The organism is Porphyromonas sp. C0041D3, assembly GCF_056590575.1.
The window spans coordinates 110,810-136,368 of record NZ_JBWPWJ010000005.1 but is presented as its reverse complement, the minus strand read 5'-3'; the positions used below and the strand labels follow the sequence as shown (position 1 = coordinate 136,368).

The 25,559-nt window shown below is 56.8% G+C and carries 16 protein-coding genes; 11 read left to right on the top strand and 5 right to left on the bottom strand.

From position 1 onward, the window contains the following. The first annotated feature begins 61 nt into the window (after window positions 1-61). From rplK to rpoC, 6 genes are all read left to right on the top strand, one after another. Window positions 62-508: a 50S ribosomal protein L11 gene (gene rplK, locus AC1EKE_RS05085; protein WP_296165183.1), complete on the top strand. Its 447-nt coding sequence runs from the start codon at window positions 62-64 to the stop codon at window positions 506-508. 22 nt (window positions 509-530) lie between these two features. Further along, window positions 531-1,229, top strand: a complete 699-nt coding sequence (rplA, locus tag AC1EKE_RS05080; protein ID WP_296165184.1) for a 50S ribosomal protein L1 — start codon at window positions 531-533, stop codon at window positions 1,227-1,229. 52 nt (window positions 1,230-1,281) lie between these two features. Next, window positions 1,282-1,830, top strand: a complete 549-nt coding sequence (gene rplJ / locus AC1EKE_RS05075; RefSeq protein ID WP_480308530.1) for a 50S ribosomal protein L10 — start codon at window positions 1,282-1,284, stop codon at window positions 1,828-1,830. A gap of 185 nt (window positions 1,831-2,015) precedes the next feature. Then, a complete protein-coding gene (gene rplL / locus AC1EKE_RS05070; protein ID WP_480308529.1) occupies window positions 2,016-2,393 on the top strand; it encodes a 50S ribosomal protein L7/L12 in 378 nt (125 codons plus the stop codon). A gap of 118 nt (window positions 2,394-2,511) precedes the next feature. Next, window positions 2,512-6,330, top strand: a complete 3,819-nt coding sequence (gene rpoB / locus AC1EKE_RS05065) for a DNA-directed RNA polymerase subunit beta (protein WP_480308528.1) — start codon at window positions 2,512-2,514, stop codon at window positions 6,328-6,330. A 48-nt stretch (window positions 6,331-6,378) separates the two neighbouring features. Further along, complete coding sequence (gene rpoC / locus AC1EKE_RS05060; protein WP_480308527.1) at window positions 6,379-10,698, top strand: DNA-directed RNA polymerase subunit beta'; 4,320 nt, start codon at window positions 6,379-6,381, stop codon at window positions 10,696-10,698. A gap of 1,896 nt (window positions 10,699-12,594) precedes the next feature. Here rpoC and AC1EKE_RS05055 read toward each other — a convergent pair. The 3 genes from AC1EKE_RS05055 to AC1EKE_RS05045 form a co-directional block, all read right to left on the bottom strand. Continuing rightward, window positions 12,595-13,653, bottom strand: a complete 1,059-nt coding sequence (locus tag AC1EKE_RS05055; RefSeq protein WP_480308526.1) for an IS110 family RNA-guided transposase — start codon at window positions 13,651-13,653, stop codon at window positions 12,595-12,597. Between the two features lie 498 nt (window positions 13,654-14,151). Continuing rightward, window positions 14,152-15,093 (bottom strand): ferrochelatase, encoded by a 942-nt coding sequence (gene hemH / locus AC1EKE_RS05050; protein ID WP_480308525.1) that lies wholly within the window; start codon window positions 15,091-15,093, stop codon window positions 14,152-14,154. Beyond that, a complete protein-coding gene (locus AC1EKE_RS05045; RefSeq protein WP_480308524.1) occupies window positions 15,090-16,100 on the bottom strand; it encodes a lysylphosphatidylglycerol synthase transmembrane domain-containing protein in 1,011 nt (336 codons plus the stop codon). The genes hemH and AC1EKE_RS05045 overlap by 4 nt, the downstream gene beginning before the upstream one ends. Before the next feature lie 144 nt (window positions 16,101-16,244). Here AC1EKE_RS05045 and rsmA point away from each other — a divergent pair, with 144 nt between their 5' ends. From rsmA to AC1EKE_RS05025, 4 genes are read left to right on the top strand one after another with little or no spacing between them, the layout of a single operon-like run. Next, entirely contained in the window at window positions 16,245-17,063 is an 819-nt protein-coding gene (gene rsmA, locus AC1EKE_RS05040; RefSeq protein ID WP_480308523.1) for a 16S rRNA (adenine(1518)-N(6)/adenine(1519)-N(6))-dimethyltransferase RsmA, read from the top strand. Further along, a complete protein-coding gene (mgtE, locus tag AC1EKE_RS05035) occupies window positions 17,060-18,418 on the top strand; it encodes a magnesium transporter (protein ID WP_480308522.1) in 1,359 nt (452 codons plus the stop codon). The genes rsmA and mgtE overlap by 4 nt, the downstream gene beginning before the upstream one ends. 10 nt (window positions 18,419-18,428) lie before the next feature. Then, on the top strand, window positions 18,429-19,967 hold the full coding sequence (locus AC1EKE_RS05030) for a glycoside hydrolase family 10-like protein (protein ID WP_480308521.1): 1,539 nt from the start codon (window positions 18,429-18,431) through the stop codon (window positions 19,965-19,967). Between the two features lie 40 nt (window positions 19,968-20,007). Beyond that, on the top strand, window positions 20,008-20,985 hold the full coding sequence (locus AC1EKE_RS05025) for an NAD(P)-dependent oxidoreductase (protein WP_070466629.1): 978 nt from the start codon (window positions 20,008-20,010) through the stop codon (window positions 20,983-20,985). A 979-nt stretch (window positions 20,986-21,964) separates the two neighbouring features. Here the strand turns inward: AC1EKE_RS05025 and AC1EKE_RS05020 are convergent. Continuing rightward, entirely contained in the window at window positions 21,965-22,981 is a 1,017-nt protein-coding gene (locus AC1EKE_RS05020) for an IS3 family transposase (protein WP_480308520.1), read from the bottom strand. A gap of 8 nt (window positions 22,982-22,989) precedes the next feature. After that, window positions 22,990-23,403, bottom strand: a complete 414-nt coding sequence (locus AC1EKE_RS05015; protein ID WP_480308519.1) for a transposase — start codon at window positions 23,401-23,403, stop codon at window positions 22,990-22,992. Window positions 23,404-23,801: 398 nt separating this feature from the next. Between AC1EKE_RS05015 and AC1EKE_RS05010 the strand changes: the two genes are divergently transcribed. Beyond that, the gene (locus AC1EKE_RS05010; RefSeq protein WP_480308518.1) at window positions 23,802-25,529 is read left to right on the top strand and encodes a BACON domain-containing protein; all 1,728 of its coding nucleotides are present in this window, start codon (window positions 23,802-23,804) and stop codon (window positions 25,527-25,529) included. Window positions 25,530-25,559: the final 30 nt, after the last annotated feature.

Here is a 25,559-nt window from a genome sequence, read left to right as displayed (position 1 = left end):
GTGGCGGTTCCTCGAGTGTACTTTTCGCCAAATTATTGTTTGACAATAAACTGAATGAATCATGGCAAAAGAAATTGCCGGTCAGTTGAAACTTCAGATCCGCGGTGGAGCAGCTAATCCTGCCCCTCCGGTTGGTCCTGCACTTGGTGCAAAGGGGATCAACATCATGGATTTCTGCAAGAGATTCAATGCTGAGACACAGGACAAGGGCGGACAGCTCCTTCCTGTCGTCATCACGTACTATGCGGACAAGTCCTTTGACTTTGTCATCAAGACGCCGCCCGCTGCCGCTCAGCTCATCGAGGCCTCTAAGGTCAAGAAGGGTAGCGCACAGCCCAATCGTAGCAAGGTGGCTAGCGTCACTTGGGACCAAGTGAAGGAGATCGCTCAGAATAAGATGAGCGACCTCAACTGCTTCACCGTGAAGAGCGCCATGCGCCTGGTTGCCGGTACGGCACGGAGCATGGGGATTACCATTAAGGGAGACTTCCCCGAGGATGTCGAGTAATATCAGAAGGTAGAATACGATTATGAGTAGAATATCTAAGAATCGCAAGATCGCTCTGACTAAGGTCGACAGCACGAAGGAGTACTCTCTCAAGGAGGCTTCGCAGCTCGTCAAGGAGATCACCACGACGAAGTTTGATGCCTCCGTAGATATGGATGTACGCCTTGGCGTCGATCCTCGTAAGTCCACCCAGATGGTACGTGGTACCGTCACCCTGCCTCACGGCACGGGTAAGACGGTGCGTGTCCTCGTCCTCTGCTCTGCCGATAAAGAGCAGGAGGCTAAGGATGCCGGTGCCGACTATGTGGGCCTCGACGAGTATATCGAGAAGATCAAGGGCGGATGGACTGAGATCGATGTGATCATCACTATGCCTGCTATCATGGGTAAGATCGGTGCCCTTGGCCGTGTACTCGGTCCGAGAGGTCTGATGCCTAACCCCAAGAGCGGTACGGTGACCAACAACATCGGTGATGCTGTCCGTCAGGTCAAGGCTGGTAAGATCGACTTCCGTGTCGACAAGGCCGGTATCGTCCACACCTCCATCGGTAAGGTCTCTTTCACCCCCGAGCAGATCGCTGATAACGCACGTGAATTCCTTCGCACACTGGAGCGCCTGAAGCCCACGTCTGCCAAGGGTACGTACATGAAGAGCGTCTATCTTTCCAGTACCATGAGTCCGGGTATCAAGATCGACACCCGAGCATTGACTGAGGCGTAACGTATGTCTCCCTCGGAGATATATCCATCCCTCTTTTGTCCTATAGATAAGTATGAAGAAAGAAGATAAAGCGAAAGTCATCGAGCAGCTCAAGGAGCTCCTCGAGGCTTATCCCCACGCATATTTGGTCGACGCCATGGCTCTCGACGCTGAGCAGACTACTGCCCTCCGTCGCCAGTGCTTCCAGCATGGTGTCAAGATGATGGTCGTGAAGAATACGCTCCTACACCGCGCCTTCGTTGACATCAACGAGGAGCAGTATGAGCCTTTCCACCCCTATCTCAAGGGCACCAGCGCGCTGATGCTCTCTGAGACCGCCAATGCCCCTGCCCGTGTGCTCAAGGACTTCCACAAGGAGCTCAAGAGTGCCGGTACCGATATCGAGAGGCCGAGCCTGAAGGCTGCCTACGTCTATGATACCTTCTACCTGGGTGCTGCCGAGCTCGATACGCTGGCTGCCCTCAAGAGCAAGGAGGAGCTCCTCGGAGATATCATCTCCATGCTCGAGTCTCCGATCATGGACGTCATCTCTCAGGCCAGCTCTGCAGGCAACACCATCCATGGTGTCCTGGAGACTCTCGAGAAGCGAGCCGAGGCGTAAGGCGTTTGGGACTGCCTCGCCCTCTACGGAGGCTGAGACTCTCCCCATCGGTGACCGTCTATGCCGGGACCTGATCTGCCCTCCCCCTTACTGCGGGATGTGCCCGGCATACCAGACTAAGCGACAGATCAATGTAAGACAATCCATTAATACGTTTACAACTTTTTTATATATATAATAACGATATGGCTGACGTAAAAGCAATCGCTGAGGAGCTGGTCAATCTGACCGTCAAGGAGGTAACTGAGCTGAAGACTATCCTGAAGGATGAGTACGGCATCGAGCCTGCTGCTGCCGCTGTAGCAGTAGCTGGTCCCGCTGCAGCAGGTGCCGGTGAGGCAGCTGCCGAGAAGTCTTCTTTTGACGTAAACCTGAAGGATGCCGGTGCATCTAAGCTCCAGGTCATCAAGGCTGTCAAGACCGCTCTCGGACTTGGTCTCAAGGAGGCTAAGGAGCTTGTCGACGGTGCTCCCTCTATTGTCCAGAAGGATATGGACAAGGCTAGCGCTGAGGCTCTTAAGAAGACCCTTGAGGAGGCCGGAGCTACTGTTGAGCTTCAGTAATCCTCACTTACTACCCCTGACTCTCTCGTAGAGTAGGGTGAAGGGTTAAGGACCGGCCATTACCGGCAGGTTCTTAACCTTTTCGTGTCTTTTACTACTCCTTGAATTAAAGAATTTTATGTCCTCACAATATAAGCCTGAGAGAGTCAGCTTTGCCTCTTCCAAGCATCCATTACCCTTCCCGGACTTTCTCGACATTCAGCTCAAGTCGTACAAGGACTTCATGCAGCTGGATATGCCTGCCGGTAAGCGGAAGAGCCAGGGACTGTACCAAGCATTCCTGGAAAACTTTCCAATCACCGACACGAGAAATAACTTCGTCCTCGAGTTTTTGGATTACTTCGAGGATCCTCCCAGGTACACCATTGAGGAGTGTCTGAGCAGGGGGCTCTCTTATACTGTCCCTCTCAAGGCGAAGCTCAAGCTGTATAGTACAGATCCTGAGCATGAGGACTTTGATACTTCTATTCAGGACGTCTACCTGGGGCAGATCCCCTATATGACGCCTGCAGGTAGCTTTATTATCAACGGCGCTGAGAGAGTGGTGGTGTCGCAGATGCACCGCTCCCCGGGAGTATTCTTCTCGGTGAGCGTGCACAACAACGGCACCAAGCTCTTCAACGCCCGTATCATTCCCTTTAAGGGATCTTGGATCGAGTTTGCGACAGACATCAATAACGTCATGTACGCCTACATCGATCGCAAGAAGAAGCTGCCCGTGACCACTCTGCTGAGAGCCATAGGCTACGAGACTGATAAGGACATCCTGAGTCTCTTCGGCATCGCCGAGGAGGTGAAGGTGACCAAGACCAACCTGAAGAAAAATATCGGTCGTAAAGTAGCCGCACGTATCCTCGATACGTGGGTAGAGGACCTCGTGGATGAGGAAACGGGTGAAGTAGTCTCCATGGAGCGCTACAATGTAGTGGTCGATCGAGATGAAGAGCTTACGGAGGAGAATATCCAGGCGATCCTTGACCTCAAGAATGCGCCCAAGACGATGCTCCTCGAGAGAGAGTCTGAGTCCGGACTCGACTATAGTGTCATCACCAATACGCTGCAGAAGGATCCCTCCAACTCTCAGAAGGAGGCGGTCTACCATATCTACCGCCAGCTCCGCAGCCAGGACCCTATGGACGAGCAGTCCGCTCAAGAGGTCATCAACAACCTCTTCTTCTCTGACAAGCGGTACGACCTCGGCGATGTCGGTCGCTACCGTATCAATCACAAGCTGGATATCGATATCCCCGAGGATACGAAGATCCTCACCAATGAGGATATTGTCGCCATCATCGACTATCTTGTGAAGCTGAAGAATGGTCGTGCCAACATCGATGATATCGACCACCTGAGCAACCGCCGCGTCCGCACCGTCGGCGAGCAGCTCTATCAGCAATTTGGCGTCGGCCTCGCTCGCATAGCCCGTACGGTCCGCGAGCGTATGAATGTGCGGGACAATGAGGTCTTCACCCCTGTCGATCTGATCAATTCGAAGACGATCAGCAGCGTGGTCAATTCCTTCTTTGGGACCAACCCGCTGTCCCAGTTTATGGACCAGACCAACCCTCTGGCAGAGATCACCCACAAGCGCCGTCTCTCGGCTCTTGGTCCGGGCGGTATCAGCCGTGATCGCGCAGGATTTGAGGTGCGAGACGTCCACTACACCCACTATGGGCGCCTCTGCCCGATCGAGACCCCTGAGGGTCCCAATATCGGTCTGATCTCCTCTCTCTGTGTCTACTCCAAGGTGAGCGACATGGGCTTCCTCGCCACGCCGTACTTCAAGGTCGATGGTGGCAAGGTTGACTTCAGCATGGGCGGTGTCCAGTACTACACCGCCGAGGCGGAGGAGGATATGACGGTGGCGCAATTCACCCCCAATATCGGTGACGACGGGACACTCCTCGACGGTCAGATCAAGAGCCGTCACGGGTCGGACTTCCCCGTTGTAGATGCCGAGGATGTAGACCTCATCGACGTAGCGCCGATGCAGATCTGCTCCATCGCTGCCGCACTGATCCCCTTCCTCGACCACGATGATGCGCACCGCGCCCTCATGGGTAGTAACATGATGCGTCAGGCTGTGCCGCTTCTCCACGGAGAGTCGCCTATCGTCGGCACCGGTCTCGAGGGACCGATGGTGCGCGATGGTCGCTCTCAGGTGATGGCCGAGCGGGATGGCGTGGTCGAGTATGTCGATGCTAATACGATCCGCATCCGCTACGACTACACCGAGGACGAGCAGTTTGTCCGCTTCGCTGACGAGGTGACCGAGTACCACCTCTCCAAGTGGCGTCGGACGAACCAAAGTACCACCGTCGATCAGCGCCCGATCGTCATGGAGGGCGATCGCGTCACTGCCGGACAGATCCTCACCGAGGGCTTCGCCACCGAGCGTGGTGAGCTCGCCCTGGGACGTAATATCCTCGCCGCTTATATGCCGTGGAAGGGGTACAACTACGAGGATGCTATCGTCATCAATGAGCGCCTTGTCCGCGAGGACTTCTTCACCTCCGTCCACGTCGACGAGTACAATCTCGAGGTTCGCGACACCAAGCGCGGCATGGAGGAGCTGACCAACGACATCCCCAATGTCAGTGAGGATGCCACCCGCGAGCTGGATGCCAATGGTATCATCCGCGTAGGTGCCCACGTCCACCCGGGAGACATCATGATCGGTAAGATCACCCCTAAGGGCGAGAGCGACCCCACCCCGGAGGAGAAGCTTCTCTTTGCCATCTTCGGAGAGAAGGCGGGCGACGTGAAGGACGCTTCGCTCAAGGCGGATCCCTCACTCAGTGGCGTCGTGATCGATACCCACCTCTACTCACGTGCCGTCAAGACCGGCAACAGCCGCAAGACGATCCGTGACCTCAAGCAGCAGCTCGACGAGGAGCAGGAGAAGGAGCAGGACCAGCTCATGAAGCTCTTCCTCACCAAGCTCGGCAAGCTGACCAATCGCAAGGTCAGCCAGGGGATCAAGGACTACGTCGGCACCACTGTGGTCGCCAAGGGAGTCAAGATCACCGGTCCTGTGCTCAAGCAGATCATCTACGAGGAGGTGGTGCCCGAGGGCTGGACCTCTGACGAGCATGACAATCAGCTGATCGCTGACCTGATCATCAATTACCTCCATGAGTCCAAGGTGATCGAGAGCCGCTACTACCGTAAGCAATTTGACGCCACAATCGGTGACGAGCTCCCCAATGGCGTGATCCAGAATGCCAAGGTGCTTATCGCCAAGAAGCGTAAGATCCAGGTGGGCGATAAGATGGCAGGACGTCACGGCAATAAGGGTATTGTCTCCAAGATCGTCCGCACGGAGGATATGCCATTCCTCGAGGATGGTACGCCGGTCGACATCTGTCTCAATCCTATGGGTGTGCCCTCGCGTATGAACCTTGGGCAGATCTTCGAGGCGGTCCTTGGATGGGCAGGCTATAAGCTGGGCGTAAAGTTCTCCAGCCCCATCTTCGATGGCGCCTCACTCGATGACCTCAACGAGTGGACCGACAAGGCCGGTCTCCCGCGCTACGGTGTCTCCTACCTCTACGATGGAGAGACGGGTGAGCGCTTCGACCAGCCCGCCACCGTCGGCGTCACCTACTTCCTCAAGCTTGACCACATGGTCGAGGACAAGATGCACGCCCGCTCCATCGGTCCCTACTCGCTCATCACGCAGCAGCCACTCGGTGGTAAGGCACAGTTTGGTGGTCAGCGCTTCGGAGAGATGGAGGTATGGGCCCTCGAGGCCTACGGTGCCGCCTACACCCTGCGCGAGATGCTCACCGTCAAGTCAGACGATGTGGTAGGTCGCTCCAAGACCTACGAGGCGATCGTCAAGGGCTCCGCATTCCCGGAGCCGGGCATCCCTGAGTCACTCAACGTCCTTGTCCACGAGCTTCGTGGTCTCGGGCTGGGTTTCAATCTCGAGTGATCGATCGGTGATTTTTTGAGACGCATAAAGTAGAGAAAATCATAGCTTATGGCTTTCAAGATAACAAACAAGATCAACCCCAACTTCTCCCGCATCCGCATCGGGATCGCCTCTCCGGAGGAGATCCTCGAGAATTCGCACGGTGAAGTAACCAAGCCGGAGACGATCAACTATCGTACCTACAAGCCGGAGCGCGACGGACTATTCTGTGAGCGTATCTTCGGTCCGGTCAAGGACTACGAGTGCCACTGTGGTAAGTACAAGGGGATCCGCTATCGCGGGGTCGTCTGCGACCGCTGCCAGGTGGAGGTGACGGAGAAGAAGGTGCGTCGTGAGCGCATGGGGCACATCAAGCTCGAGGTGCCGATCGTACACGTCTGGTTCTTCCGCTCTGTCCCCAATAAGATCGCCTATCTCCTCGGCATCCCCTCCAAGAAGCTCGAGAAGATTGTCTACTACGAGTCTTACGTGGTGATCAATAAGGGCGTAGCCGAGGACGTCGAGGATCTCGACTTCCTCACCGAGGAGGAGTACCTCGACATCATCGATCGTCTCCCCGAGGGCAATCAGGACCTCCCCGACAGCGATCCCGACAAGTTCATCGCCGGTATCGGCGGTGAGGCCATCCTCAAGCTCCTTGAGCGAGTCGACCTTGACAAGCTCTCCTACCAGCTCCGTGCCGGTGCCTCCAAGGAGACCTCCCAGCAGCGCAAGAAGGAGTCCCTCAAGCGCCTCCAGGTGGTCGAGAGCTTCCGTGCCTCCAATGGCTACTCCCGTCCCGAGTGGATGGTGATGAAGGTGATCCCCGTGATCCCCCCGGAGCTCCGTCCTCTCGTGCCGCTCGATGGTGGTCGCTTTGCCACCTCGGACCTCAATGAGCTCTACCGCCGGGTCATCATCCGCAACAACCGTCTCCGCCGACTCATCGAGACGAGGGCGCCTGAGGTGATCCTCCGCAATGAGGAGCGTATGCTCCAGGAGTCTGTGGACTCACTCTTCGACAACAGCCGCCGCTCAGCTGCCGTCAAGAGTCGCAGCAATCGTCCCCTCAAGTCGCTTACCGACTCCATCAAGGGTAAGCAGGGACGCTTCCGCCAAAACCTCCTCGGTAAGCGCGTCGACTACTCCGCCCGCTCCGTCATCGTCGTCGGTCCTGAGCTGAAGATGTACGAGTGCGGTCTGCCGAAGAATATGGCTGCCGAGCTCTACAAGCCCTTCATCATCCGTCGCCTCATCGACCGCGGCATCGTCAAGACCGTCAAGAGTGCCAAGCGCATCGTTGATCGTCGCGAGCCGGTCGTCTTTGACATCCTCGAGAATATCATCAAGGGACACCCCATCCTCCTCAACCGTGCCCCTACGCTCCACCGACTCGGTATCCAGGCCTACCAGCCCAAGCTCATCGAGGGTAAGGCGATCCAGCTCCACCCGCTCTCCTGTACGCCCTTCAATGCGGACTTTGATGGAGACCAGATGGCGGTCCACCTCCCCCTCTCCAATGAGGCGATCCTCGAGGCACAGTTCCTCATGTTTGCCTCACAGAACATCCTCAACCCCGCCAACGGTGCACCGATCACCGTACCTACGCAGGATATGGTCCTCGGTCTCTACTACATCACCAAGACCCGCACCGGGGCCAAGGGTGAGGGCAAGGTATTCAGTGACTTTGAGGAGGTGCAGGTCGCATACGACCAGGGCTGTCTCGATATGCACGCCATCATCAAGGCGCGTGTTGATGACCTTGACGATCAGCGTCAGCCGATCACCCACGTCATCGAGACCTCCTACGGGCGTATGCTCTTCAATCAGATGATGCCCAAGGGCGAGCTCCCCTTCTACAACGGCGTGGTGGGGAAGAAAAACCTCCGCCTCATCATCGGTGAGGTGATCAAGTACTGCGGTATCGCAGAGAGCTCCGCCTTCCTCGATCGCATCAAGAACCTCGGCTACTACATGTCCTACAAGGCAGGGCTCTCCTTCAACCTCTCCGACGTCATCGTACCTAAGGAGAAGGAGGAGATCATCGCCGACGGCTTCAGCCAGGTCGATGAGATCATGGACAACTTTAATTTCGGTATCATTACCGACAACGAGCGGTACAATCAGATCATCGACGTCTGGACCAACGTCAATAATAAGATCTCCCAGGTGCTCATGCAGCAGCTCAAGGAGGACGAGGACGGCTTCAACTCCATCTACATGATGATGGACTCCGGAGCGCGTGGATCCGCCAACCAGATCCAGCAGCTCTCCGGTATCCGTGGTCTGATGGCCAAGCCGGTCCGCAGCGGTGAGGGGGCCCAGACGATGGAGAATCCTATCCTGACCAACTTCAAGGAGGGCCTCTCCGTGCTCGACTACTTCATCTCCACCCACGGTGCCCGTAAGGGACTCTCCGATACGGCACTCAAGACTGCCGACGCCGGATACCTTACCCGCCGTCTCGTCGACGTCTCATCCGATGTCATCATCACGGAGGAGGACTGCGGTACCCTCCGCGGTATCGTCCGTCGTGAGATCAAGGAGGGAAAGAATGTCGTTGCCTCTCTCTACGAGCGCATCCTCGGCCGCTGCTCAGTCCACGACATCATCCACCCGATCACGGGTGAGCTGATCGTCCGTGCCAATGAGGAGATCGATGAGGCCGCCGCCACCAAGATCCAGGAGTCCCCCATCACCGAGGTGGAGATCCGCTCCGTCCTCACCTGCGAGAGCAAGGAGGGTGTCTGCGCCAAGTGCTACGGTCGTGATCTGGCACACAACCGCCCCGTACAGATGGGCGAGGTAGTCGGTGTCGTAGCGGCACAGGCGATCGGTGAGCCGGGTACACAGCTGACCCTCCGTACCTTCCACGCCGGTGGTGTCGCCTCCTCCGATACGGTCGAGCGCTACATCAAGGCTCAGTACGACGGTATCCTTGAGATCGACGAGCTCCGCACCGTCGACTCCAAGGGCGAGGACGGCAAGAGCTACAAGGTGGTCATCGGCCGACAGGCAGAGATGCGCATCGTCGACCCCAATACCCACATGTCGCTCATCAGCAACAATATCCCCTACGGTGCCCACCTCTTCGTGGAGCCCGGTACGGCAGTCAAGGCCGACGACACCATCTACGAGTCCGACCCCTTCAATGCCGTTATGGTCGCTGAGGCCGACGGTACCCTCCACTTCGAGGGACTCAAGGAGGGCGTCACCTACGAGGTACAGAGCGAGTCCAATGTCGCCACCGGCCGCAGTGAGTGGGTCATCATTGAGAGTAAGGACAAGAACACTACCCCAGCCTACAGCGTGATCCGCAAGGGCGAGGAGAGTGCCACCTCCTATGACCTCCCGGCCGGCGCCCTCCTGACACAGCGAGATGGTGCCAAGCTCAAGGCCGGCGACATCATCGCCAAGATCCCCCGCGTCGTCGTGAAGACCGGTGATATCACCGGAGGTCTTCCCCGTGTCACCGAGCTCTTTGAGGCACGCAATCCCACCAATCCTGCCGTCGTCTCTGAGATCGATGGTGAGGTGACCCTCGGGCGCATCCGTCGCGGTAATCGTGAGATCATCGTCACCTCCAAGACCGGTGAGGAGCGCAAGTATATGGTGCCACTCTCTCGGCAGATCCTCGTGCAGGAGAATGACTTCGTCCGTGCCGGCGATCCCATTTCCGACGGGCAGATCTCTCCGCAGGACATCCTCGCCATCCTCGGCCCCAATGCGGTGCAAAATTACATCGTCAATGGAGTCCAGGACGTCTACCGCAAGCAGGGTGTGGCGATCAATGACAAGCACTTCGAGATCATCGTTCGCCAGATGCTCCGCAAGGTCCTCGTAGAGGATGCCGGCGACACCAACCTCCTCGAGCAGGACATTGTCGACAAGCAGGATATCAAGGACGCCAACGACGCCCTCTGGGGCAAGAAGGTGATCACCGACCCGGGAGACTCCGAGGAGTACAGCGAGGGTCAGATCATCACCCTGCGCCGCCTGCGTGACGCCAACAGCCAGCTCCGTCGCAAGGACCTCCGCACGATCGAGGTACGTGACGCCATGCCGGCAGTCAGCAGTCAGATGCTCCAGGGTATCACCAAGGCTGCCCTGCAGACCAAGAGCTTCATGTCCGCCGCCTCCTTCCAGGAGACGCCAAAGGTGCTCAATAACTCTGCGATCGAGGGCAAGACCGATGCGCTCGACTCCATCAAGGAGAACGTCATCGTCGGTCACCTGATCCCCGCCGGTACCGGCTTGGCAGCGCGCAAGGGCTTCGTTGTAGCCAATAAGGCAGACCTCGAGACCAAGCGTCTCCTTGAGGCCGCAAAGGCTACCGCCCCCGCCCCGCTGGACGAGACACCCTTAGAGGATATTATGCCTGAGGACTGACGTCCGGTCAGTCTCATTTGAGTTAAGTAAGGTCGGCTCCCGACAGGATTTTATTCCTGTCGGGAGCCGACCTTTTTTTTTGCCCTCTACCTCATCGCACCCCGACCGGGTTGCTCTGTGTCAATCGTCCCTTCCGCCAAGAAAGCCCGTACCCAGCGGGGGGAGTAGGCACCCCTCCGGGGTACACCTCGATGGTCGTCAGTCTTCGCCGTCCGACTTATCCGACTTATCCGACAAGAGAGCGCATCCGGCAGGTGGCACCCCGGCAGGGGTGCCCGCTCCATAGGCATCGGTCATCCGCGAAGCGGTGACCGATGTGTAGCGCCCTCCACCTTACTCATCGACCCCTTGCGGGTCGCCGAGCAGATATTCCCGTCCCGGCGACACGCAAGGGGTCGAGTCAAAATACCTATGCTTATACTCAAGATAGAGGATGTGGCATACGCAAAGCAGGAGAAGCAGAGGCTGCCCCCCATCTCCCCGCACCCGGTGAAGATCACCTCACTTGTCCGGAAGCTCCAGCGCTGCAAATATAGCACACCCCCTGGGAGGAGTTATCTCACAGAGTCTCTCTGTGTCTCTTCTTGTCACTTTTTGTCTAAAATGGAGTCTCTGGCGATCTTTGGCACTTCGTGCCTCAACACCCGGTCTATGAAGAAGACACCCCTATCGGGGTCCTCTGTCGGATCGCCTTCAGTGAAATAGGGCGGGGGTGGCACCCCCCTTACGGTTGCTGGTATGCTGAGAGCCGCTAGCTTTGTGCAGGGCGTCCGACTTGTCCGACCCGTCCGATGAGACAGCCCGCACCCGGCGGAGATCCCCTCATTTGTCCGGAAACTCCAGCGCTGCAAATATAGCACACCCACTGGAGGGGTTATCTCACAGAGTCTTTACCTGTCTCTTCTTGTCTCTTTCTGACTAAAATGGCGTCTCTGGCGATCTTCGACACCTCATGCCTCAATGTATGGTTAATGGGCGACGATCCTTCTAAAGCGTCACCTCTGCCGGGAGTCGACCTTTTTTTTGATCTCTGCCACCTTTGCCGATGCAGACCTGTTTAGGGCAATAAGAAGGGGGAAGCACTGAGCTTCCCCCCCAAGATGCAATCGGTATCTAACGTTTTCCGAAAGCACCAGCAGTCAACTTGATTGACCACTTTGCAGTTATTTCTCTGACTGCGCTTCAAATGTACAAACTCTTGGTATGACCACCAAATCTTTGGTCCTCAGAGACATCGTGTGGCGACGGACTGCCAGGAGGACAGACTGACTCGAGGGCGAGGATGCGAACCGGAAAAACAAAGAAGAACTCCTGAAAGGGTGACCCGCCTAACATCGGTCGGGGCAATTCAGAAGCTCTTCCTTCTATACGGCAAAGATAGAGACAATAGGTAATACCTCCAAATATAGGGCAGGGATGACGCATTTGAGCTTATCAATAAGAGAAGTGCTAACCTCTGTCGCTGTGCAATCTCGCTGACCGAATCCCGCCCTGCCGCTATCGCCTGCCGATCCCTCCGGGGCTCTGCCCCTCCGGGATCGGCAGACGGGGTGAGTCCTATGCAGGTGAGCACTTAGGTGACCATCGCATCGTACGACCCGTCAGACTCGTCCGACAAGACAGCACACCCTCTGGGATCGGCTAGCGTGGCACCCCAGCAGGGGTGCGTTTTGCGTAGCCCGGGTGTCGGAGGGGCGCAAGCCCCGACGACCCCGGGGAATCATTCTTCCATCGACCCCGCCAGGGGTCGGTCGTAATGGCGAACTCTCGGAGGGACCGACACCCTGACGGGGTCGTATATATAAGGCGTATCACAGGAGTCCCGGGGTCTTCGGCACTACGTGCCTCGACACCCGGGCTATTTATGCTAACCACCAAACTTTTTGGGTAGAAATTTTATGCGGTCTGATTTTGTTGAGCTACTTTGAGGTGGTGATCGGGATCATATAAGGTATCGTTCTTCACCATAGCCCATATTATAGTGATCAGCTTATTCTTAATGTTATTGATGATGACGAGCCTCGGCTTGCCCTTTTTGAGCAGCCTTTCCTTGTAGAGGGCGATCTCAGGATTCCAAGACATAGCTGAGACGGCGACCATATACAGAAGTCCCGAGTAGTAGGAGTCAGCCTGCCTGCTCCTATGGGAGCCGTTTTGTATGGACGTGCCGGACTCGCTTCTGAAGGGGGCTATCCCGAGGAAACAGGCTAGAGACCTCTTGGAGCCGAATGTCGTAAAGCCGCTCGTGAGGACAATCAATGCGATAGCAGTTACCGGTCCCACACCGTTGATGCTGACGATGATATCATTGATCCTGGTGAGCTTCTTGTCAGCCCTTATGAGACTGCACATTTGTCGGTCTACCTTGGCAATCTGCTCTTTGATGTAAGCCAGTTGTCTGTCCAGGATTTTTATATTCATCACGATGGCCTTGCTGCCGGGCTTAGCCTTGAGACGGACTTCGGCATCATGTCTCTTGCACATCAGTCCGGCTTGCTCCTTCACGAGACGTCGTCTGATGTCGTTGCATTCCCTGAGCTCCGAGAGGATCGGACTTTCGGGGACAAAGAGTCTGACCCTTTTCTGATAGAAAGTCCTTGCATACTCGGCGATCATAGTTGCGTCCGCCGAGTCAGACTTCTCTCGGACGATCCTGCCGGAGCCGTTCTTGATACAGACGGCGTTCTCCAGCCAGCAGTCGATCCCGGCGTCAAAAAGTCTCCTTGGCAGGAGGAGACTATAGCTCCCGGTATGCTCCCCACAGACCAGCACGTCGGAGAGTGAGCACGTCTCAGGGAGGAGCTTTACGATCCACGATATGAGTGCCTTAGCGCCCTTATCATCATTGGAGAAGGACTTGTTCAGGCAAACCGGATCCGGATCCTCACCAAGAAGAGCAGAAGCGACAAAATTCGCTTTGGCAAAGTCAATGCCGATAAATAGAGTTTTCTTCATAACTTTGATTGCTTTTTGTTTGAGCGGTACTAAGCGACAAAAGCTGTTTTAGTCAAAAGCTGTAATTAGGTTCTTCCTATCTATTTATCTGGCTTTTAACAGCTTGACCGAGAGGAGGTCCATAGCCCGGGATGGATTTTTCAATCCCTGCTAAACAGATGGTTTACCTTCCTCTCAGTCGGTTAGTGCCGCTCTTCATACAACAAAGATACGATACTAACCCTGCTGTCAGGAGCACCAGCTCCCAAAAGAGTTATCTCCTTTGTTTGAGTGGCGTTGAGGGGCTTTTGAGCGGGGCTCAAAAGCCCCTCAACGATCATGTGACAAACTTACAGCTATGCAGAAGGGACCCCTATCGGGGTCCATTGCTGGATCGCCTCTCGTGAAATAGGGCGGGGTGGCACCCCAACAGGGGTGCACCTCGCCGTCCGACTTGTCCGACTTGTCCGACCCGTCCGACTTGTCCGACTCGTCCGGCACCCTCGCATCCACCTGAGCTCAGAGGAGAGCGCGGGCGAGGGTGGGGGAGCCATTGGGACAGGGGATGAGCGTAAGCTCTTCGCCACCCGCCTCGTGGAAGATCCTTCGCCCATCGATGCCCACCTCTTCGAGCGTCTCCAGGCAGTCGGCGACAAATGAGGGACAGAGGACCGCCACCCTCCTGACCCCTTCGCCCGGCAGTGCGGCGAGCCGCTTCGTGAGCTCGGGCGTCAGCCAGCGGTGACCGAAGCGCGACTGGTAGACCAGTTCGTAGCTCCGCAGTGGAGACACCTCCGGGCACTCCAGCAGCAGCTCCATCGTCCGCCGGCACTGGTAGGTATAGTCCCGCTCAGGGTCCCTGAGGTAGGGCTTCACCTGAGAGAGCGGAAGCCCGTGGAAGGAGAGGAGGAGATGCGTCTCCGGTGACAGCTCGGCTCCTGCCACCTGCTCCGCCAGAGAGCGGATGAAGTCCGGGTGGTCGTAAAAGGGACCCCGCTCCGTGAGTCTGTAGGAGGGTCGTAGAGCCTCGTACCTCCTCCGCACAAAGTCGCTTGCCGAGCCGAAGCTACTCGAGGCATACTGTGGGTAGAGCGGTTGCGAGATCAGCTCCGTCACGCCGTCGACCTCAGCCTGCCTCAGCGCCCGATCGACCGATCCCTCCTCGTACCGCATGGCGAGATAGGTGGGGCAGCCGGAGAGCCGGCTCAGCTCCTCCGCCAGTTGACGGCTATAGACCACTAAGGGTGACCCCTCGGGCAGCCAGACCTGCCGGTACCGCTTCGCCGACTTGGGCGCCCGCCTCGGCACGATGATCCCCCGCACCAGCAGCTGCCTGAGGAGGTAGGGCATCCCCATGATCGCCGGGTCGGTGAGGAAGGTCCGCAGGTACTGCCCCACATCGTCCACGAGGCACGAGCGGGGGGAGCCGGTATTGGTGAGGAGGTAGCCTACCTGTGTCATTTTTCTTTACTCTTTTCTCTCAGGAAGGGAAGGAGCAGGATCGCTGCGAGACCAAAGATGGTGGTCGTCGCCGTCTGAGTGGTGTGGACGATCAGCGCAAAGGAGGCGGCGGGATCGGCAGCGACACCGAAGAAGATCAACGACTGGATCACGACGAAGTGCCACGGCCCGATATTGCCCTGTATTGGCAGGATCGATGAGAGGGTGATGAGGGAGAAGGTCACCAGAGCCACCCCCGGCCCCAGCTGCTCCGTGAAGCTAAATGCCCCGAAGGTGAGGTAAAAGGCAAAGAAGTAGCACGCCCATATCCCGACCGTGTAGAGGAGGAAGAGCCACCTCGCTCGGCGGTCCATCTCCACTATCGTCCGCAGTCCAACGAGGAAGTTGAGCCACCCCTTGCGGATCTTATGCCGGAGCCGCAGTCGCCTCGCCACTCTCCCGATGAGGTAGACCCCCAGCCCCACAGCCAGCAACAGGAGCAACCAGGTGAGGGGAGAGGTGGCGGGTCCCTCGGTGGGTGAGGGGATGCGGACGTGGTGACGGAGGAATGCGGTGAAGTAGGTCGCATTCAGCGCCAGACCGGGGAGGATCAGGAAGAGCGTCGTGAGCATATCCACCGCTCGCTCGGCGATCATCGTCCCGAAGAGCCGGGAGAAGGGCAGCCCGCTGTAGCCCTGCATCGAGCTGCAGCGCCAGAGATCTCCGAGACGAGGGATCAGCATATTGACTGCGTAGCTTCCCTGCACGTGGAGGACCGAGGCGGTGAGGGTGGAGCCGTACCTGCCGGCACGCAGGGGTGCCACTTGTAGGTCCCACCGCAGCCCACGGAAGAGTACGGAGAGCGGTCCGAGGAGGCAGGAGAGCACGATCACCCACCACCTCACGTCCTCCCGGAGCGTCTCCTGAACGACGTCGAAGTCGACCTTTCTGTAGAGCAGGACGATGAGGAGCACCCCTATCAGCAGGGGGAGGATGATCCGGAGACTCTTTGGTAGCTTACCTGTCATGAGTGCGCGGGTCCGCTCTCTTTTTGGTACTTTTGTACGTAATGGGGTGAGAGAAGCGGGGATCCCTATCAAGTGATGGGGCAAAGGTAGCCTTTTTCACCCTAACCCCGTTCCTCCTCACCTTTGATCCGACCGACTGATAGCATGGCAAAGCGCGTACGGGCCAAGAAAGCCCTCGGACAGCATTTCCTCCACGACGAGTCCGTGGCGGAGCGTATCGCTGAGATACTGGTCTCCCGTCGGGATCTGCCGATCCTGGAGGTGGGGCCCGGTATGGGTGTGCTGACGAAGTACCTCCTCTCGATCTATCGGGATACCGTCGTCGTCGAGCTGGACGGGGAGTCCGTGGAGTACCTGCGGGAGACCTTCCCCGAGCTGGAGGGCGATCGGCTCATTGAGGGAGACTTCCTGACGCTCCCCCTTGATCGGATCTTCCCGGAGGGGCAGCCCTTCCTCCTCATCGGCAATTACCCCTACAATATCTCCAGTCAGATCTTCTTCCACATGCTGGAGTACCGCGACCTGATCCCGATGGCGGGGGGTATGCTGCAGCGGGAGGTGGCACGCCGCCTGACGTCTGAGCCGGGCACGAGGGACTACGGCATACTCACGGTGCTTCTGCGCGCCTGGTACGATGCGGATTACCTCTTCACGGTCCCACCTGGCGCCTTCACCCCACCGCCCAAGGTGCAGAGTGGCGTCCTCAGGCTGACACGCAACGACCGCACCTCCCTCGGTGTGAGAGAGCAGTCCTTCCGGCGGGTGGTCAAGGCGGCCTTTGCCCAGCGACGTAAGATGATCCGCTCCTCGCTGAGGGGACTGCTCCCGGAGTCAGTCCCGCCGGAGATTGAGCGCTACCTGACGATGCGCCCCGAGCAGCTCGACGTCGAGGACTTCATTGCCCTCACCCGTGCTGTGGACGAAAAGACGATCTGCCCTAATGATGAAGAAACGCTGAGATGATCGAATTGACCCCCGAACTGACGAAAGAGCTCCGTCACTACCTCGAGACCAACGATGCGGCTAAGCTGCAGCGCACCTTCCACGCGATGCACCCGACCGACATCGCTACCTTCATCGACGACCTCTCCGATGAGGATGCGACGCGTGCCCTCCGGGTGCTCCCCGATGTCAAGGTGGCGGACGTCATCACCGAGATGGACCAGGATCGGCGACGTGAGATCCTCTCCCTCGTGCCGGAGCAGGAGATCGCCACGAAGATCGTCCAGAATATGGATACCGACGATGCCGCCGACCTGATCCGCGACCTGCGGAGCGAGCGGCAGGATGCGATCCTTGCCCATATCCCCGACCTGGAGCAGGCGGGCAATATCGTCGACCTCCTCCACTACGATGAGGACACCGCCGGTGGTGTGATGCGGAAGGAGATGATCGTGGTGAATGCCAATTGGTCCATGCCCATGTGCCTCGATGAGATGCGCCGTCAGGCCGAGGAGCTGGACGAGATCTACTACGTCTACGTCGTCGATGACCTGAAGCGGCTGATCGGCATCCTGCCGACGAAGACCGTCATCACCAATCCCTCCATCAGCGAGATCCGGTACGTGATGCTCCCCAATCCCGTCATCCTCCACGAGAGCGACTCTATGGATACGGTGATCAAGACCTTTGACCAGTACGACCTCGTCGCCATACCGGTCGTCGATGCCCTCGGGCGGCTCAAGGGCGTCATCACCATCGATGATGTGGTGGATGAGATGCGTGAGAAGCACGAGGCTGAGAGCCAGATGGCGAGCGGTCTCTCCTCCGACATCGACACGTCCGACAATATCTTTAAGCAGACCGGTGCCCGTCTCCCGTGGCTCCTGATCGGGATGATCGGAGGGATTTTTAATAGTCAGCTCCTCGGCATCTACGACAGCGTCTTTGCGATGATCCCGCAGATCTCCCTCTTCATCCCCCTTATCGGCGGTACGGGCGGTAATGTCGGTATGCAGTCCTCCACCATCGTTGTGCAGGACCTCGCTCGCGGCTCGCTCGACCTGAAGCGCATCCCCCGCACGATACTCAATGACCTCTGCGTCGCCCTCGTCATCGCCAGCGTGATCAGTATGGTCGTCTTTGTCTACAATTATTTTTACATCAAGGATATGCTGGTGATGGCAAGCGTCTCCCTCAGCCTCTTTGTCGTGGTGATCTGTGCCAGCCTCTTCGGCTCGGTGATCCCGCTCCTGATGAATGCAGTGAAGATCGACCCCGCACGCGCCACCGGCCCCTTCATCACGATCTTAGATGACCTCATCGGTATGTTTGTCTACATGACCATCACCCAGGCCCTCTATGGTCACTTCCGCTGATCTCCCTGCTATGAGACGCCCCCTCTTCCTCCTTCCCCTCTTCCTCTCTCTCCTCCTCCTCTCCGCCGGCTGCGGTCCCCGCAAGAGTGTGGTTCAGAAGGCTGCAGAGAAGGCCTACGACGCGGACTACAAGGTCCCTCGGCGGGAGGTACGGGCTGTCTGGTTTCCCACCATCTACCGCTCCCAGTATGCGCGGATGACCGTAGCAGAGTTGCAGAGCGATCTCCGGCAGAAGGTCGACCGACTGGCGGAGCTGGGGGTCAATGTGATCTACTTCCAGGTCCGACCCGAGGCAGACGCCTGGTTCTACTCACCCTATGAGCCGTGGAGCCGCTTCCTCACCGGAGAGCAGGGTAGGGCACCGGAGCCACTCTGGGACCCGCTTGCCTTTATGGTCAAGATCTGCCACGAGCGCTTCATCGAGCTCCACGCCTGGATCAATCCCTACCGCGCTGTCGCCGACGTCGGCTCCGCCGTCGCCCCGGGGCACCCCTCCCGCAAGCATCCCGAGTGGTTTGTCCGCTACGGCAAGCAGCTGCTCTTCGATCCCGGCCTCCCCGAGGTGCGCGCCTACACCTGCAGGGTGGTGCGCGACATCGTCACCCGCTACGATGTCGACGGGATCCACCTCGACGACTACTTCTACCCCTATCCGATAGCCGGGGAGACTTTTGACGACGACGCGACCTACCGCCGCTATGGTGCCGCCTTTGCCTCTAAGGGCGACTGGCGGAGGGACAATGTCACCCGACTGATCCGTGACCTGTCCCGCACGATCCACAGCGTCAAGCCCTACGTCCAGCTCGGCATCAGCCCCTTCGGCATCTACCGCAATGAGCGGACCCATCCCATAGGGTCAAGAACGGCAGGACTGCAGAATTACGACGATCTCTACGCTGACCTCCTCCTCTGGGACGAGGAGGGGCTCATCGACTACGTCGTCCCTCAGATCTACTGGAATATGGGGAATAAGGTGGCCGACTACACCGAGCTGGTGCTCTGGTGGTCGCGCCACATCCACCACGCGCAGCTGGTAGTTGGTCAGCACGTGCGCCGCACGATGGATGGCGGGCAGCTCCACCCCAAGTTGGTCCTCGCCGCCGAGCATACCGCAGGCAACGCCATCTGGCCGGGGGACGACCTCTGGGGCGTCTCCTACAGGGGGATTGCCGATCAGCTCCACCGGGACTACTGGCCCCTCCCCGCCCTCCTCCCTGAGCGCCCCTATCCCGCCACCATGGAGCCCTTCCCGGAGCCGGAGCGCGACGCCGCAGTCCTCCGGGGGAGCGGCAGGCAGGAGCTGGTCTGGATGGACGACCTGCCCCTCCCGCCGGGTCAGGAGACCGCCTACTACGTAGTCTACTGCCACAAGCGCGGGACATCCCTCCGCAAGGCCCTCGACCCCGAGAATATCGTTGGGCGGACTCACGACACCCGCTTCCGTCCGCTCGACTTAGGGGGGACCTTCAAGGTCGCCTTCACCATCACCCGCATCGATCGCTTCGGTCACGAGCACGTGATCGCTCGAGAGATCAAAGCGGTCCTATGATCTGAGATCATTTTTTTTAGAGAAAAAAAGAAGAATAGCCATGAGCCACAAGATTGCTTTTACCTTCCCTCCCTTTAAGCCCGAGGGCTACGACGAATTGAGTGAGAAGGGCTGTGAGGTCTTCATGCCTGAGCCCGGATTTGTCTATGACCCCGAGGACCTCTCCGCCCTCCCGGCGGATGCTGAGGTAATCGCCTCAAGCTTCACCCACCCGATCACCGAGGAGGTGATGAGCCACTTCCCTCACCTCAGGCTGATAGCCAACTACGGTGTCGGCTTCAATAACATTGACCTCGACGCCGCAAAGAAGCGCGGCATCGCCGTCACCAATACCCCTCGGTCGGTGATCCAGGGGACGGCGGAGCTGACGATGGCGCTCCTGCTGTCGCTCACCCGGCGCATCACCGTATGGGACAGCCGCCTGCGTCGCGATCGCGATGCGGTCAATACCGGGCTTATGGGGACTGATCTCGGCAAAAAAACTATCGGGCTGGTCGGCTTTGGCAATATCGCCCGTCGTGTCGCCGACTTCCTCCGCCCCTACGGTGTGACCATACTATATAATAAGCGTCACCGGCTCGACCCGCTTGAGGAGGAGGCACTCGGCGTCACCTATGCCGACCTGGAGACCCTCCTCCGAGAGAGCGACATCGTCTCCCTCCACACCCCGCTCAATGCTGACTCCCGGCACCTCATCAATGCCGACACCATCGCCCTGATGCGTGACGGTGCTATCCTCGTCAATGTCGCCCGAGGAGCGGTGATGGACGAGCAGGCGGTGGTCGACGCCCTCCGGAGTGGCAAGCTCGCCGGGGCGGCCTTCGATGTTTTTGAGCATAGCGACAAGCCCCTCGATGCCCTCTACGATATGGAGAACGTGGTGATGACGCCCCATGTGGGTACCCAGACGACCGAGTCCCGCCTCTCTATGGAGTACGAGCACCGGGACAATATCCTCGGCTTCCTCCTCGGGGACCGTCGTGTCGCCTACGTCTACAACCCCTCCGACCCCAAGTAACCGCCCGACCCGGAGTTGCACACACATAGTAAGGACTTGTGCCGAGAGCCACCGCTCCCCGGCACAAGTCCTTTTTTTTGCCTACTACAGCCCTCTCCCCAAAGATGATCCCTGCGGGGTCGGCAGGCGGGGTGAGTCTTATACAGGTGAGCACTTAGGTGTCTATCGCATCGTCCGACCCGTCCGACTTGTCCGATAATATAGCGCGCCCTTCGGGAACGGGTTGCACCCCGGCAGGGGTGCACGGTTTTTAGCCCGGGTGTCGAGGAGGGGCGTAAGCCCCGACGAAGACCCCGGGATAGCTTGGCAGGGAGAAATCCCCTCGACCCCGCCAGGGGTCGCACTGATAGCCTGACTGGTAAGTGCGACATCCTATCGGGGTCGTATCTATTTAAGATGATCAACCGTTACCCGGGGTTATAGGCACTTCGTGCCTCGACACCCGGGCTAAAAGCCGACGATCCCTCCGGGGCTCTGCCCCTTCGGGATCGGCAGGCGGGGTGAGTCTTATGCGGGTGAGCACTTAGGTGTCCATCGCACTTGTCCGACCTGCCCGATTTGTCCGATAATATAGCGCGCCCTTCGGGATCGGACAGCGAGGCATCCCGGCAGGGGTGCTCGCTCCATAGACATCGGTCATCCGCGGAGCGGTGTCCGATGTGCAGAGTCGCCCTCAACGATCTCGACCCCCAGAGGGTCTCTGAAAAGCCCCCTCCCTACAAGCGATGTTCTAATATCGGTATTAGAGAATACTAATACCGATATTAGAGTTTCCTAATACCGATATTAGTCTTCTCTAATACCGGTAAAAGAAAAATCCCCCGGGATATGCGATTCCTGGAAAAAGTACACAGTTGACTGAATATTACTAGGACTGTATACCGGTCATTGGATTAAGACCTGAGAGTGTACACACCCGGAATGGGTTAGGTGTCAACTCGTATACAAATATACCCATTTATTACTAATGAGTACACACTTATTTTGCAAGTCCTTCATGGTCGCAGGACTTCTCCGTTGGAGGCGGGAGAGGCCCCCCACCCCCTCTTTGGGGGTGAGGGGCCTCTCCCGCCTCCTTCCCATTGGACAATAGGGGATTAGGGTAGTCGGGCAGTAGCATTTGCATAGGCGTTTTCATCCCTATTGCCCGATGAGGACGAGCTGTATTGTAGGTCATAACACTCGTCTTTACTGCTGACTTAGTATGCTCAAAATCAAGTTTTTCGGTGTCGTACAAGAAGTCGTTCTTCAGTGTCCCATTCAGCCGCTCTGCCATGGCATTGTGGAGAGGATCTCCGGTCTGGGTCACGCTGGTTATGATACCGTACTTCGCCTCTAACTCGGTCATTTCCTTTGAGATATACTGACATCCGCGGTCGCTGTGGAAGATCAGTCCCTCAAGTGGATATCCGTGCTTTGTAAAGAAGAGTATGGATTGCTTTAGAGCATTGAGGGGCCCTTCTGTCGAGAGAGTCTTGCGGAGGTCAAATCCGGTGATGATCCTGCTGTAGGCATCCATCGTAAGTGACAGATAGACAAAGCCTTCTGACGTCTTTACGTAGGTGATGTCGGAGACCAAGAGACGGCAATTGTCAGGGGCGATGTACTTTGGGATCGTATTGACATGATCCTCAAAGCCATGATTCACAACCCCTCTTGTCGTCCGAGGAGGGCGTTTCTTCTTGGCTTCTCTCAAGAGCATGTTGTTGGCATCCAGAAGCTTGGACAGCCAGTCTCGACCCACAGTGAAGATGTCACGGAAGTATTCATTTGACAGCTTGTGGAGTACGGTCACACCCGCCCTTGGCAGCTGATCTCGCTGTCGTCGGCAAAAGTAGAGTACTGCACTTGCCTTGGTGGACTCATCGTAGCCCTCGTTGGCGAGACGAGCAGCCTGAGCCCTCACTCTATTGTAGTAGCCCTTTCTGCTGACGCAGAGGTATTTGCAACACTTGCTTACACCGATTGAGCGACCACTGATGTTCTTATCTTTCATCTCACCCACTAGTCTAAATCGTTCTTTTTTTTTAGATCAATGTGATACTTCGAGGACAGGTAGTCCAAGGACGCTTTTTTGATCTCGCACTCAATTTGTGCCTCTCGAAGTCTTACTTTAAGCTCTTCACACTCACGCTCTTTCTCGATAAGCTTACGCTCGATGTCGCTGATATTCTTACTCATAACCTGCTCTCTGATTTGTTTTGGGGTTGTGACCCCAAAGGTACTGATCCAGCGGGATATCGTTGTAATCGGCACATCGTGACGCTTACTTAGTGACGCAAGAGTCTCGCCCGTACATACCATTTCGCGCATGACTTTTAATTTAAACTTGTCGTCGTAGCTCCTCTGTTTCAGACCCGTTTTTTGGCTCTTCCGAGAGGTCTCTCCCGACTTTTTCGCTTCTTTCTTGTTGTTCATTTCTGCTCCTCTATGTGTGTACTTTTCTAGGACACCCCGGGAATATACAGCGCTACCAATTTGCGACAACGCATTAGAGTCATCATGTGTGGTGAGAGCTTTTGAGTGGTCCGATGAGGGCGATATGTCATCGCCCTTGCCTTCTCTCTATGGTAAACCAGACGCCTATAGGGCGAATTGTAAACCCAAGTTAACGGAAATGCCCTTATTCTGCTACGAAATGGATCAAATTCTCTCCCCGAAGTGCTTTTTCGGTAATTTAAGATTTACTTCGGTGTGAAGAATTATTAAGTTTGTCTATAGCGAGTGACTAACCAAGGCGGTAGGCGACTCCTACCCAATGTGGAAGGCCATAGACAAAACGAGAGAGACAATAATCACTTAATCCAACCATTGTCATGAAGACAAAACAAGTACTTCTTTGGCTTACTATTGTAGGCCTCCTTACTCTAAGCGGCTGTAAGTCTGATAATACACCCGATGACAGCTCAGTCGGCAATGTCTCGGTCAGCAATACCGCACTCACCTTTGCCAATGACGGTGGCTCACAGGACATCACCGTCACCGGATCCAAGGAGTGGACCTATATCTCCAACGTTCCTGAGGGGCAGTGGCTTACTCTGACACAGAGCGAGGATAAGCTTACCGTCAAGGTGGCACCCAATCAGCTGGGAGCTCAGCGGACTGCCACCATCGTCATCATTGGTAGCAAGAATAATAAGAAGATCTCCGTCATCCAATCTGCCGCAGAGGCCAAGATAAGCTTCGGAAATACGGACGAGATAACCCTTACGAATAAGGAAGAGAGCCGGATGGTTACCGTCGAGACTAATACCCAGTCCTGGAGTCTCGAGCCTCTCCCAGCAGAGATTGACTGGCTCAAGGTGACCGCCTCCGGAGATAATAATATCCTCGTCTTGAAGGCGTCTGCCAACAACTCCTACGATGATCGTACAGCGACCATCATTGCTAAGACGGAGAGCGGAGAGCAATTTGCTCTCAAGGTGACGCAGAAGGGTGTAGAGAAGTACATCCTTCCCTATGTGCCGGGAGAGACCTATCGGACCATCGATATGATGAACTTTGAGAGGGAGAGAGGTAATATCCTCCAAGCCTACCAGCAGCCCGGCTACGATAAGCTGAGGGAAGAGCCTATCAATGGCATTGCGCAGTATATTACCTCCAGTGACGTGATGCCTGTACTCGTCTATGTACAGGAGATGGGAGACCCCAAGTATACCGTCGCTCAGACGCTGATCTATGAGAAGGATAACGTCAGTCATGCTGAGACCGAGGCCTATATGAAGCTCCTCGAGGCTAATGGCTACGAGCTGGATAAGGATCTGTCTCAGGATCTTGTGAAGTCTTACTTCAGAAAGGACGATCTCGTATTTGCCCAGATCAATATCACGGAAGGTGGCTCCGTTATCTCCTTCAAGCCAACGTATCCTCAGACAAAGGCCTACCCTACCTTCAGTAAGTTGCCTGAGGGACCCAAGGGCTTAATGGACCTGCTCAATAATCCAGCCGTGAAGTACAAGGAGGTACTCGACTTTGAGACCAAGGCCGGCAGTACATTCAATAAGGGCGGTGAGTGGCCGGTGATGGATAAGGATAATCCTGACCTCTACAGAATGGTCTCCTTTAAGACCAACCTGACCGGCGCACAAGAGGAAGGGATCCGAACCTACTTCTTCTTCACCAAGGACCATCCTCAGGTATCCGGTCTCCTGCAGTCTGTTGGTGAGGTCTGCCTTTACTTCCGTGACCCAAGCCTCGCTATTCGCCTGGAGGGGAAAAATCAGTTTGTTACCTCTGAGTTTGAGGACCTTCTCAAGACCAATGGTTTTGAGTACGACGGACGTAACGACAAAGGTGTATACTACTATGCCAAGCGAGTAGACAGCAAGTGGGTACGGGTACTGTATGTCAGTGCCGTCAGGTTCGTTGATGTCTTTGACAACGCTAAGGCATTGGAGCTTGGCTACTATATGCTCTACAATGAGAAGGCTTCCGGGGCTCAGTCTGAGGCGGCTATCGCCATCCGCCAGGCTAAGAAGGGAGACTACAGCCGTATCGGGTCTCTCGGCTACAATAGATACAGCCATCGTGCTCCCCGTCGATAAGAGAGTCGGACCCCATAGAGATCATAACTT